This is a genomic window from Blautia wexlerae, assembly GCF_013300825.1.
Lineage (GTDB): Bacteria > Bacillota > Clostridia > Lachnospirales > Lachnospiraceae > Blautia_A > Blautia_A wexlerae_B.
In genome coordinates, this window is the sequence record NZ_JAAIMY010000052.1 from 1 (window position 1) to 11,858 (window position 11,858).

Here is an 11,858-nt window from a genome sequence, read left to right on the forward strand (position 1 = left end):
GGCGGTATCCCGCCTTAATTCAGATGCTCTGGTAACTCAGTTACCGAGTAATTCACATACATGATAAGAGGAATTTTTGAAGATTTCATAAAGATTTGAAAAATGGACGGACATAAAAGACGTCCATTACACTATCGGAAAATCAGCAAGGAAGTTTCATAGTAACCTTTGCGCCGCCGGTTTCTTTTGAATTTTCTAAAATAAGCTGACCATTATGTTGTTCCATAATCGAATTTGTAATATATAGACCCATACCAAAGTGTAACTTTGAATTGCGGCTTTGATCGCCCATATAGAACCGTTCCTGTGCGTGGCATAATGCCTCTTTAGAAAACCCCGTTCCCTCGTCTGTGACTGAAATTTCCACGAAACCGTTGTTACTCTGAACATCCACATAAAGCGTTCCGCCTTGCGGGGAGTAGTTCAGCCCATTACTGATAACATTCATAATAGCACGTTCTATCAGCACCCTATCAAATTTCAGCATTTGAGGGAGTGAAACAGTATTCATTTGCAGCCGGATTTCTTTTGTCCGGCATAGTGATTCCATATAACCGAACAAGTGCTGCATGAACGCTGGCAAGTCTATACTTTCAATATGGAGCTGATAACCAACCGCCGCCCGTGATATATCAATCAGGGTTTGAATATATGACTGCATCTGGCCGGAGCTTTCCACGACGTAACCAGCGTATAATCGTTGCTCATCATCAAGATTTGTTTCTGTGAGTAAATCAGCATTTCCTTGAATAACCGTCAGAGGCGTTTTCAAATCATGGGCAAGCGCGGCGATTTGCTCTTTCTGTGTCTGTTCGGTTTTCCATTGCCGTTCTAACGAAATTTTCAGATTATCTTTCATATCTGAAAAAGATGCAAGGACATCTTCAAACTCTTTGATTTTGGCGTGTCCTACTTCAAAATCAAGGTTTTGCTTTGAAACCTCCGCAGTTGCTTCAAAAAGCGGGGTCAGTTGTGTACGCAGGTTCTTAGCAAATCTGGCGGTCAGTATGATAATGACCAACAGCGAATTTACAGCCATCAGGATAAACGCAAGCGTGTCAGGAGATGGAAAATATTCCGGTAGCCATGACACTGTAAATTGAGAACCAATATAATACCTTAAAACGCAAAATTCGTTTTCCCGGACAACAAGTGCAAACTGCCTCCCCGTAGCATATTCAATATATTCTCCCTTTGCGTACAGCAGGGCAATTTCTTTTTCATCATCGTCCATATTGCTGTAAAGCTCATTAAAGTTCTTGTCCAGAATTAAGTAGCCGCATCCCTGTGGAATCACAACCTTTGTAATATCCGGGGCAATCGTCAGCGTTGGAATGATCTCTTTTACCTGCAATTCACTTAGATTTGCTCTTGTAGCTAATCCAGCATTTACAGCAAGTCCCTCCAAACCAACAGGGACAATAATTGCCGCTACCAGCATGACAATGAGGGAGATAGCAAACTGGCGAAACAATATTTTCAATGTAGGTTTCTTTTTCACTCCCATTTATATCCTATCCCCCATACGGTGCTGATCGGACTTATTTTGAAATGCTCCAATTTCGCACGAATATTTTTTATATGCGTTGAGATCGTAGAGTTATCGCCTATTCCATCAAACCCGAAAACGGCTTCATAGATTTGTTCTTTTGTAAAAACCTGTCCCCGGTTTTTCGCAAGGTATTCACAGATTGAATACTCGCTTTTGGTAAGGGGAACCGGCTGTTCTGAAACATACAGTACCTTTGCGGAAAGGTCAAATCTTATATCAGGCTCAAATGAAAGTGTGCTGTGATGCTCCCTTTTTTCTCTGCGTAAATGTGCCGCGACACGGGCGCGAAGCTCCTGAATACGAAAAGGTTTCGTAATATAATCATCCGCACCGATGCCCAATCCAAACAATATATCTTCCTCTAATGTCTTTGCGGTCAGAAAGAGAATCGGGCAGTCTACCATATTCCTGATCTGTTTGCAAAACTCAAACCCGTCTGTGCCAGGCATCATCACATCCAAAAGAATGAGGTCATAGAAATGCAGCTTTTTGATGTCTACATCATCCGCATTTTGACAGACTGTTATCAAATATCCATCTTTCCCCAAACTGTTCTTAATCAATTCCAAGATAGAAACTTCATCGTCAACTACAAGTAAGTGGGTCAAAAAATCACCTCCCGCCCCATTATACCACATTGTCGAGGTTACTCATCATTATTTTTAATGTCAGCTTTCCGATATTCATTGTTGATATTTACAGCTACGGCATTGCTTATATCCACATCCACAATACTGTAAACGTAGCCGAAACTGAAATCTTCCCCCGCCACATTTTTGAAGCGTTTCGATACCTGCCCGATTTCTTCTTGCAGTTCTGACATTTCAAGACATTCATCCGTTATGGTATATGTCAGGCCGTTATATGAAATTTCATCATAGTTTGCGGCGTTCAGCTCATAATACGGCAGAGATTCATTTAACGCCTTATTTTTATCGGCGGTATCGCGGAGCGCACCGCAGGCCGATAAGCATATAAGACTTACAAGCACAATTACTACGGCAAACAGGCACTTTTTATTCACTGTTTTTACCTCCCTCCCAACCATGAAACCAAACCAAACTGGCAATCAGCAGACAAACAGTGCAGCATACAGAAATAATCATACCGCTGAAAAAATCGGTTTTTACCTGTGCATACAGTTGGGGGCTATCCCATGCAAGCACAATGTAATCCATAGCACGAACGCCCCAGGCCCAGGGAATATATTTCCATGTAGCGTCACCAAGCCCTGTTATCATAAGGGCAGCTATTAAACTCCCTGCAATTCCCAATCCCATAGATGCACCTTTTCCGAAGCTCATTCCCACAAACAAATGAATCAGGTAAATGGGAAGCATGGTAATCAACAATAGAATCCCTGCTTTCAGGTAAAGGCTTGCCGGAGCAGCCCTATATAGTGCAGCGAATGTTCCTAACGCTAAAAATGTTGCGCCAAAAGCACAGATCATCAGAAAACCAAGTTTACCAATATACGTTGCCATGCGAGATGGGATTGTTCCCAACAAAAGCTGATAATGCCCGGCCTGATTTTCGATCTGAACAACCAGGCCCACAATAATGCCGATCAGAAACGGGAACGCAACGGCCAGCACTTCCAGATAGGCACTGATTTTGGTTGCCAGTTCCCATCTGGATATATGATAGTAACCCGCAAAAATCGCCGCACATATAATCGGAATCATGCTGTGCATATAGAGCAAAATGCTATGTTTACACTTCTGATATTCTGCTTTCCAGCAGCGAACCACAGATACCATAGTTACCCCACCTCCTTTTTCTCAAACCATCTTGCAGTTAAAAATGACAGCGCCGCAAACCAGGCCAGCGAAATGACCAATACAAGTATAATCATCCAAAATGCCATTGCCGTACTCTGATCTGCAACCGGCTCACCATTGGGCAAAATACCTAACACGGAAATCATAAGATGCGGCACCCAGCTATACGGGCAGATCATCCACAAAGAGGTTGTAGCCGTGAAAATCCCTAAAACGCTTCCAAGTCCGGCATTAAGAATAACCGTGACAAAGATACCAACTTTTTTTGATAACCATAAGCACAGCGGAACTTCCCATAGGCTTGCAATGACAATACAAGCTGTTCCGGCCGCAGCCTGGCAAATTCCGATTGTCAGGGGAATTTCGTTGATAACTAATATTGCAAAACCGCCCAACAGATTTAGCGCCAGGAAAATGAAATTCCCCACACAGGAGTAAATACCGGCCACTCCAATTTTTGCTTTCCAGACTTTGTTCTGCGAAACAGGCAATGAAGCAACGGCACGATATTTTAGTTTGCCATTATCCCGCTGTTCAATCAAGGCACAGGTGAGCGTAAGGAATCCAGGATAAAGCAGGTTATACCACCAATTATAAGAATTGAGCTGGAACCAAAGAGGGGCAAAAAAGTTCATAAGCGCAGTTACAAACGGGGCCAGAACGATCAGCGTTTTTGTGAAAGTTCTCTTATGCTTTAGGTTCTCTGCCTGAATATATGCCATCTCCATTTAATATCCCTCCTTACCATTTCTGCGAATAACATCCATAAAGAGTTGTTCCAAATCTTCACCGGCGCGAAGCTCTCCCTCATATCCAAGGACGCCGCCAGCAATGATACCCACATGATCTGCAATCTGCTGGACTTCTGACAGAATATGGCTGGACAAAATAACTGTAATCCCTTTGCAGGGAAAAGAGCGAATTAACTCTCGAAGTTCCTCAATCCCTAAAGGGTCAAGGCCGTTAGTCGGTTCATCCAGAATCAAAAGCTGGGGACTGTTCAGCAATGCAATAGCAATACCAAGCCGCTGCTTCATACCAAGAGAAAACTGCCCGGCCCGTTTCTTGCCGGTATTCGTGAGCTGGACAATTTGCAATACCTCGTTAATTCGTGCATCGTCCAGGCCGAGCAATGTAGTTCTGACTTTGAGATTTTCGTATGCAGTCAGATTTTCGTAAAGCGGGGGCATCTCAATTAAAGCACCGATATGCTCCAGATCATTCCGCTTCCACGGGTGGCCGTCAAACTCGATGCTTCCCGATGTGGGGCGCAAAATGCCGGTGAGCATTTTTAAAATCGTGGATTTGCCAGCCCCATTCGGCCCCAGCAGACCATAAACCGAGTTGCGCCGGATGTTCAGTGACACATTGTTTACCGCCATTTGCCCCTTGAAATTTTTGCAGAGGTCAGTCGTTTTCAAAATCATATCCATATAATCAAGTCCTTTCTTTGATTTTACGGATAGCATACCGGGCAATTTTGAAGATTTCATAAAGATTCCCGAAAACAGAATATGAACAATACACCGTAACCGTGGAGCATATCGCAACAAAGCACCAACCTACGCATTTAGGGCCTTAAAAAGCCCTACCGGAATTGAGCGGTCTGGTGTAAAGCGGATACGACTTCATGATCTCCGCCATTCCCATGCCAGAAACAGAAGAGTTTTTCTACCGACTGGGATTAAAAGATGGACTGAATCTGAAAAATACGGTAAAATTAGTATTAGAAATGATATCGTGAAATCGGAATTTATTAAGGAGGATATGGATGAAACTGTTTTTATGTTCGCACTTTTCAAGTGTAGGAAGTTTGATAAAAGAAGAAATTGATAACAAGAAAGTCGCATTTATTCCCACAGCTTCGCTGCGTGAAGGCTATACCGGTTATGTCGGCTCGGCTCGAAAGCTATTCAATAAACTGGGAGCAGCCGTAACTGAAATTGATATTTCAACGGAGGCTTATTTAACGATACAGTCTGTTTTTGAAGATGCGGATGTGATATATTTTACTGGTGGAAATTCTTTCTTCCTTATGGACCAGCTTCGTAAAACGGGAACGGATGAGCTATTGAAGAAGGAATTGGAAAAGGGAAAACTGATGATCGGTGAATCGGCAGGTGCGATTATATGCGCTCCAACTATCCAATATATTGAACAAATGGATGAAAAGCCGGAGGACTACTCACAAGAAGATGATGCAGGGCTTGATTTGATTGATTTCTATGTTCTTCCGCATTATCTTACAGCACCATTTAAGAAAGTTACCGAGAAAATAATGACTGAATTTTCGGATTTGAATCTATCCCCAATTAACAACCGTCAGGGAATTGTAATTGATGGTGAAGGTTCAAAGGTTGTTTGCAAAGACTAATTTGAAAGTTCCAGTTTTTGAAACTGGAAAATCGGAAGCTGAGGAGATAGACTATTGAGAACATATGAGAATAAAGACGAACTTAAAAACGAGATAAATAAAAGCTTTGCAAAGCATATTTCTGAATTTAATGATATTCCGGAGCATTTAAAAGATAAGAGAATTGATGAGATCGATCGAACTCCGGCAGAAAATCTTGCTTATCAGGTTGGCTGGACAACTCTTGTTATTAAATGGGAATCAGACGAAAGAAAGAGTATTCCTGTCAAAACTCCTTCGGATAATTTTAAGTGGAATCAGCTTGGCGAATTATATCAATGGTTCACAGATACATATGCTCAGCTGTCACTGCAAGAATTGAAAGACAGATTGAATGAGAATATCAACTCTATTTATGCAATGATTGATTCTCTGAGTGATGAAGAATTATTTAAACCACATATGAGAAAATGGGCTGACGAAGCAACTAAAACAGCTGTATGGGAAGTATACAAATTCATACATGTTAATACAGTTGCTCCGTTCGGAACCTTTAGAACCAAGATTAGAAAATGGAAAAAGATTGCACTATAACTTCCAGTTTGTAACGAAGGTATTTGCGATGAAAGGAATTAAGATTGAGTTATTGGGGATTGCAATAATACCTTTAGGAATTGCTGTGACAACAAATAATTTTTGGGGATATGTCCTAGGTGTTCTTGGATTTGGCGTCGCTGTAGTTGGCTGTTTTCTAAAAGATAATCACTGATAACTTCTTGTTTGAAAAATTGAGAAAACGTAATATTGAACAAAAAAGAAATGCACAGTTCTTAGCTTATCGTGAACTGTGCATTTTTGTAAATAAATACTTTTAATTAGCCGATTACGGCATCCTCTGCTGTAAAATGTTCCAGAGAATTTTCTTTTACCTGAATGCAGATATAAGTAATTCCAGAAATATCGGATGCAAAAAACTGACGCTTTGCAGCAGGTGCGATTTTTAGCCAGTCTCCAGTTGAAAGGCTAATTTCTTCTCCATCAATTATGGCTTTGCCGTTACCTGAAAGAATTCCATAGATTTCTTCATTTTCTTTATGAGAATGAACAAATGGGACATTTGCTCCTGCAGGTAGTTCGTTTAAACTGATTTCTGCACCTGTTAAAGACAACTTTTCATGCAGCTCAATTCGGTTTTCCTTTCCAATAGTTGTTTTTGTGTAATTTGCCATAATAACCTCCATAGTTAATTTGTAGTTTCTGGTTGCTTGGTATTAGTATAGTGTGAGGCACATACAAAAACAAGTACGCACCTTTTTGTAACTGTACACTCAAAAATGAATGTGTTACAATAGACTCGGAGGTGAGAATTATGCGAGCAAAAGAAGAATTACCGGAATGCCCAGTTGCAACAGCAGTATCTCTTATCGGAGGAAAATGGAAACTGCTGATTTTGCGTAACTTAAAAGAGCGTCCATGGAGATTCAATGAGCTACAACGAAGTATAGATGGTATTTCACAAAAGGTTTTGACAGATAGTTTAAGACAAATGATGAGTGATGGGCTGGCATATCGCCACGATTACCATGAGCAGCCACCGAAAGTTGAATACGGCTTAACGGAACTCGGAACAAAAATGCTTCCAATTGTTAATTCACTTGCTGACTTTGGTAACTACTATAAATCAATTATTGAACAGAATTAAGGACGTTAGTATTTGAAAAGCTTGAACAATTCCAGTTTGCATATTTTATCAAAAGGTACATATTAAAATTAACACAAAGGGAGATGTTAGAATGAAAGCTCATGAATATTGGTCTGTCGGAGCATTGTTAACGATGCTAGGAACATTTTATACTGGATATAAAGGAACAAAATCAAGCCATAAATATTTTGCGGCAAGTTCTTTGCTTTGTATGATTATGGCGATTTATACAGGTCATAGGATAATATCTAAAAACAAGAAGACAGAGAAAGAATCAAACTCAATAGAAAATGAAGAATAATGAACCAACCTTGTGCCCACTGGGCACGAAGTTGGCATAGTCACTATGGTGTCAGGAGAAATCCTGGCATCTTTTTTTTATATCTTTTTACACTTCAAAAAATAATTTCAAAAAATTTCTAAAATCATGTCCGATTTTGTCGCTCCCAATACAGAGTATATGGAAGGCAAATTGAAAATCCTCTGATTTCCAAAAATCACAAACGTAAAAGAGGTTCAGACAGTTCTTCCGATTGCACCTTGATAATTGAAGGAGCTGATACATCTTGAGAAACATGCTTACCGGAGTTAATCCGGCTCGTGCAGGCGAAGACTCCTACGGGAAGAGCGAAGCAATAATGATACCACCGAAAGGTACAGGACCTCTGCTGAAACAGAGACTGTGCCTGTATTTTTACAGCCGGGTTATCTGAAATGATAACGATCAGATGTATATGTACAGACAAAGCCCAAATGCGAATACTTAGATTTTCTTATTTATATTACAGGAGAAATCCTGTAGCAAGTGGGGAATGGTTCGACTCCATTCCTCATTTTTTTGTGCAGAAAATGCACAGATTATTATCGCCTTTGTCCATTCCATTCTTTTTTTCCATTTCTCTTGTCATAGAAAATTCAAGATCTGCAGTTTCCGGGGAACAGCCAAAACTGGAAACTAACAGTTTTTCATCTGTTTTATCTGGATTCGTAATATAGTCCAGAGCTTTCTTGTCTGTTACTTTAATGGGGAAGATCTTAAGATATGCCAAAATTCTTTCACCATCTCTTTCAATTCCTGCATTTCTTCAGAATACAGATATCCGGTACTGTTTACTTTTTTCGTAATCTGATTAATATTCACACCGATCTTATGCATTTCCTCGTATTGTTTTTTTAATGGAGTAGTGTCTGTATTGACAATATAACCGTCAATTGCCATTTTACGAAGATAAGCTCCCATGTTTTTAGTCTTTGATTCAATCATCTTTCTGCGAATCAGCTTCTTTTCTTCGGGGGAAACACAACACAAAACAAGATCTATATATTTCTTTTTCTCTTTGCCATAGATAGATTCTCCTTTCATTGGTTGCTCAAAGTAGTGGCTTTTGTGTTTTTGATTTAGGGCAGGGTTCCCTAAATTGCTGGTTTTTTTGGAAGTGTATATACACTTCCTGTCCTTGCTATTTACCGGTGGCACAGCCGCCGGAAGAGAGTCTTTTGAAAAGAACCCTCTATAGATAAGGTATTCAGAGAAGAAAAATAGGACATCGCAGATCTGAGGTATGACGAAAGAAGGATTCTATGGTATAGTAAAATCTGAATGAGAAAAGAGGAAAAGAGGTCTTACCGATGTCACGGAAAAACCATGAAATGATAGATGGAAAATTACTGCAGACTGACAAGAAATATGCTCAGTTGAAATTAAAGCAGAAAGAGAAGATTGCAGAATGGATGTTCCAGGCAACCAGGGATTATTATATGAAAAAATACACTTTCCCAAACGACAAACATCTGGAAGAAGTGGTGGATATTGTGTATGAAAAAATTGAAGATGCAGAAATCTGGATTCCGTATGGAGAGGTATTCAAGCATTACAAATCCAAACGATCGGATATCAATAAACGTATCAGAAGATCTCTGAATGAAAAAGAAGAGAGTCGGATTGAGAAGGTTTGCTTTATGAATATGTGTATGATCCAAGATGACAAAGGAAATGTGCTGGCATTGGATAAAGTGAATGACAGCTATACAGGGACAACTTTTCCAGGTGGTCATGTGGAGCAGAACGAGATATTTCAAAAATCTATGATCCGGGAAGTTTGGGAAGAAACAGGTCTTACGATTGAAACACCGAAGCTCTGCGGTTTATATCATTGGCATAAGGGGGGAGTACATTATGTGATTACGCTGTACAGAGCTGATAGATTTATCGGAGAATTGACAAGTTCGGAGGAAGGGCAGGTGTATTGGATTCCGATGGAAGAATTAAAAACCAAAGAATTGGCTACAGGTATGGAATACGTTTTACAGATCCTGGAGTCTGAGCAGGTGGATGAGTGTTATATGCATCTGGAAGCAGATGGATATGTTGGAGATTTATATTAAACGAAGTATCTACTTGGGATAAAATAGTTGTTGTGATGAAAATGGGAGAACAATAATGAATGAAAAATTAGAAATGGCAAAAAATTCCTTATATAATGCAAATGAAATAAAGGATATTAAAGAAAATCCGGTTGTTGAATCAGTTTTATTGGCACCTATAAAGGCAATCCCTGTTTTGGGGGATTTAACAACCGTAGCAAGAATTCCCTCACCTCTATAGGGACGCCACTGAAAAAGTGGTCGTAAAATCATATATCTGATATAATTAAGGTATCATAATTGTCGGAGGTTGAAATGTTATCATCCCAACTTAAACTTAGCCTTAGTTATTATTCAGATTTATATGACATGATTGTTCCAAAAGATCATATTCTAAGAAAAATCAGGGAATTGGTCGATTTTTCTTTTATATATGATGAATTAAAAAATAAATATTGCCTTGATAATGGACGTAATGCAAAAAACCCTATATTGCTATTTAAATATCTGCTTTTAAAATATCTTTATAACCTTTCTGATAATGGTGTTGTTGAAAGATCACGATATGATATGTCTTTTAAATATTTTCTGGAATTAACGCCAGAAGAAGAGGTTATCCATCCTAGTCTTTTAACCAAATTCAGAAAGCAGCGTTTAAAAGATGAAAATATACTTGATCTGCTCATAAATAAAAGTGTAGAACTTGCCATAAATCAAGGTGTTTTAAAAAGCAATACTATAATTGTTGACTCAACTCATACAGAAGCCCGTTATCATAAAACTACTCAGAGAGAAATGTTGAAAAAAGCCTCTACTTCTTTAAAAGCAGCTTTAAAAGATTCTGATAAAGACATTTATCTGCCAGATGAAGCTGAAAAACGAGCTTCTTTAGATGAGTATAATGAATACTGTCATGAATTATTAAACACAGTTCAGGAAAGTCCGTATTCAGAACTGCCAACGATTAAAGAAGAATCTTCTATGTTATCCGAAATTTTGGATAATCAGATTGATTGTTATGATCAATCCATTGACCCGGATGCCCGGATTGGCCATAAAGCGGTCAATTCTTCTTTTTACGGATACAAAACTCATTTGGCCATGACAGATGAACGGATTATCACAGCAGCAACAATCACATCCGGCGAAGCATTTGATGGTCAGGAACTTCCAGTACTGGTTCAAAAAAGTAAAGCAGCAGGTGCAACCGTTAATGAAGTAATAGCAGATACCGCATATTCCACACTGGAAAATTTAAAAGATGCACAAAGCAATGACTATAAATTAATTTCAAAGCTTAACCCGAGCATCATAAAAGGGACTCGTTCAGAGGACGGCTTTATCTTTAATAAAGATGCGGATACCATGCAGTGCCCAGCGGGGCATTTGGCTATAAAATATCGAATTGACAAACGTAGTAATCAGAAAAAGAATACACGTATCAAATATTTTTTCGATATTAATAAATGCCATGTCTGTCCTTATCGTAATGGCTGCTATAAAGAAAATGCAAAAACCAAAACGTATAGTATCACTATTAAATCGGATTATCATAAAAATCAAGAAGCGTTTCAAAAAACACAATATTTCAAGGAACGTTTCAAAACCTGCCATATGATAGAGGCAAAAAATAGTGAATTAAAAAATATACACGGATATAGTCGTTGTGATGCTGCTGGACTATCAAACATGCAACTTCAAGGAGCAGTATCAATATTTGCAGTCAATTTAAAACGAATTTTAAAACTAAAGGGATAAGTCTGCCCAAATGAGGAAAAATAGGAAAATTCATCTCTCAAAAGGGTAGATTTTGCATCCCTCAAAACACTATTTTAGCAATATTTTATTATCAAGGAACATTTTTGCACATATTTGACGCCCTGTGATACTAAACTTACCACTTTTTCAGTGGCGTCCTATAGGTGATGGGATGAATTGCACATTCGAGCATATCTGCTCAAATTCATAAAAAATCGCAAAAACACTTGTTCTGATACAATAAATATATTATAATAGAAAAAAGAACAATATGCTCTTGGAATTTGGACGGTCGAAATAAGCAATAAGTGAGTGTACATAATGAGTTTAGATAATAATTCTCATTCA

The 11,858-nt window shown here is 39.0% G+C and carries 17 protein-coding genes and 1 pseudogene; 9 read left to right on the forward strand and 9 right to left on the reverse strand.

Annotation, left to right across the window (positions count from 1 at the left end; all coding sequences use genetic code 11):
• Nucleotides 1-142 precede the first annotated feature (142 nt).
• Genes G4417_RS15655 through G4417_RS15680 form a run of 6 tightly spaced genes read right to left on the reverse strand, consistent with a single transcriptional unit; the run spans nt 143 to nt 4,766 of the window.
• On the reverse strand, nt 143-1,507 hold the full coding sequence (locus G4417_RS15655) for a sensor histidine kinase (protein WP_173684155.1): 1,365 nt from the start codon (nt 1,505-1,507) through the stop codon (nt 143-145).
• A complete protein-coding gene (locus G4417_RS15660; RefSeq protein ID WP_055056575.1) occupies nt 1,498-2,160 on the reverse strand; it encodes a response regulator transcription factor in 663 nt (220 codons plus the stop codon). Before G4417_RS15660 ends, G4417_RS15655 begins: the two co-directional genes overlap by 10 nt.
• Nucleotides 2,161-2,198: 38 nt before the next feature.
• On the reverse strand, nt 2,199-2,576 hold the full coding sequence (locus tag G4417_RS15665; RefSeq protein ID WP_025580194.1) for a NisI/SpaI family lantibiotic immunity lipoprotein: 378 nt from the start codon (nt 2,574-2,576) through the stop codon (nt 2,199-2,201).
• A complete protein-coding gene (locus G4417_RS15670; RefSeq protein WP_173684156.1) occupies nt 2,569-3,312 on the reverse strand; it encodes a lantibiotic immunity ABC transporter MutG family permease subunit in 744 nt (247 codons plus the stop codon). The genes G4417_RS15665 and G4417_RS15670 overlap by 8 nt, the downstream gene beginning before the upstream one ends.
• Nucleotides 3,313-3,314: 2 nt before the next feature.
• Nucleotides 3,315-4,061 carry a lantibiotic immunity ABC transporter MutE/EpiE family permease subunit gene (locus tag G4417_RS15675; RefSeq protein ID WP_015527239.1) on the reverse strand — a complete coding sequence of 249 codons (747 nt, stop codon included), beginning with the start codon at nt 4,059-4,061 and terminating at the stop codon, nt 3,315-3,317.
• Nucleotides 4,062-4,766 carry a lantibiotic protection ABC transporter ATP-binding protein gene (locus G4417_RS15680; RefSeq protein WP_025580190.1) on the reverse strand — a complete coding sequence of 235 codons (705 nt, stop codon included), beginning with the start codon at nt 4,764-4,766 and terminating at the stop codon, nt 4,062-4,064.
• 338 nt (nt 4,767-5,104) lie between these two features.
• Between G4417_RS15680 and G4417_RS15685 the strand changes: the two genes are divergently transcribed.
• The 3 genes from G4417_RS15685 to G4417_RS15695 are packed head-to-tail and all read left to right on the forward strand — an operon-like array spanning nt 5,105 to nt 6,455.
• The gene (locus G4417_RS15685) at nt 5,105-5,707 is read left to right on the forward strand and encodes a Type 1 glutamine amidotransferase-like domain-containing protein (RefSeq protein WP_062808204.1); all 603 of its coding nucleotides are present in this window, start codon (nt 5,105-5,107) and stop codon (nt 5,705-5,707) included.
• Nucleotides 5,708-5,761: 54 nt separating this feature from the next.
• Nucleotides 5,762-6,280 carry a ClbS/DfsB family four-helix bundle protein gene (locus tag G4417_RS15690; protein ID WP_173684157.1) on the forward strand — a complete coding sequence of 173 codons (519 nt, stop codon included), beginning with the start codon at nt 5,762-5,764 and terminating at the stop codon, nt 6,278-6,280.
• A 28-nt stretch (nt 6,281-6,308) separates the two neighbouring features.
• Entirely contained in the window at nt 6,309-6,455 is a 147-nt protein-coding gene (locus tag G4417_RS15695; protein WP_008373708.1) for a hypothetical protein, read from the forward strand.
• A 106-nt stretch (nt 6,456-6,561) separates the two neighbouring features.
• Here G4417_RS15695 and G4417_RS15700 read toward each other — a convergent pair whose 3' ends face one another.
• Nucleotides 6,562-6,915, reverse strand: a complete 354-nt coding sequence (locus tag G4417_RS15700; protein ID WP_004614173.1) for a cupin domain-containing protein — start codon at nt 6,913-6,915, stop codon at nt 6,562-6,564.
• 140 nt (nt 6,916-7,055) lie between these two features.
• Between G4417_RS15700 and G4417_RS15705 the strand changes: the two genes are divergently transcribed.
• From G4417_RS15705 to G4417_RS15715, 3 genes are all read left to right on the forward strand, one after another.
• The gene (locus tag G4417_RS15705) at nt 7,056-7,388 is read left to right on the forward strand and encodes a winged helix-turn-helix transcriptional regulator (RefSeq protein ID WP_020993870.1); all 333 of its coding nucleotides are present in this window, start codon (nt 7,056-7,058) and stop codon (nt 7,386-7,388) included.
• 91 nt (nt 7,389-7,479) lie between these two features.
• Entirely contained in the window at nt 7,480-7,689 is a 210-nt protein-coding gene (locus tag G4417_RS15710) for a DUF6219 family protein (protein ID WP_004074371.1), read from the forward strand.
• A 265-nt stretch (nt 7,690-7,954) separates the two neighbouring features.
• The gene (locus G4417_RS15715; protein ID WP_173684158.1) at nt 7,955-8,101 is read left to right on the forward strand and encodes a hypothetical protein; all 147 of its coding nucleotides are present in this window, start codon (nt 7,955-7,957) and stop codon (nt 8,099-8,101) included.
• A gap of 147 nt (nt 8,102-8,248) precedes the next feature.
• Here G4417_RS15715 and G4417_RS15720 read toward each other — a convergent pair.
• Both G4417_RS15720 and G4417_RS15725 read right to left on the reverse strand, forming a co-directional pair.
• Nucleotides 8,249-8,437, reverse strand: a pseudogene (locus tag G4417_RS15720) (relaxase/mobilization nuclease); the annotation flags it as partial.
• Nucleotides 8,404-8,751, reverse strand: coding sequence for a MobC family plasmid mobilization relaxosome protein (locus G4417_RS15725; RefSeq protein ID WP_330598410.1), 348 nt, complete (start codon nt 8,749-8,751; stop codon nt 8,404-8,406). The gene G4417_RS15725 and the pseudogene G4417_RS15720, both read right to left, overlap by 34 nt.
• Nucleotides 8,752-9,017: 266 nt before the next feature.
• Between G4417_RS15725 and G4417_RS15730 the strand changes: the two genes are divergently transcribed.
• The 3 genes from G4417_RS15730 to G4417_RS15740 all read left to right on the forward strand — a co-directional run bounded on the left by G4417_RS15730 (nt 9,018) and on the right by G4417_RS15740 (nt 11,510).
• Nucleotides 9,018-9,773 carry an 8-oxo-dGTP diphosphatase gene (locus tag G4417_RS15730; RefSeq protein ID WP_173684159.1) on the forward strand — a complete coding sequence of 252 codons (756 nt, stop codon included), beginning with the start codon at nt 9,018-9,020 and terminating at the stop codon, nt 9,771-9,773.
• 55 nt (nt 9,774-9,828) lie between these two features.
• Complete coding sequence (locus G4417_RS15735) at nt 9,829-9,993, forward strand: hypothetical protein (RefSeq protein WP_173684160.1); 165 nt, start codon at nt 9,829-9,831, stop codon at nt 9,991-9,993.
• Between the two features lie 74 nt (nt 9,994-10,067).
• A complete protein-coding gene (locus G4417_RS15740) occupies nt 10,068-11,510 on the forward strand; it encodes an IS1182 family transposase (protein ID WP_173684161.1) in 1,443 nt (480 codons plus the stop codon).
• Nucleotides 11,511-11,858 lie beyond the last annotated feature (348 nt).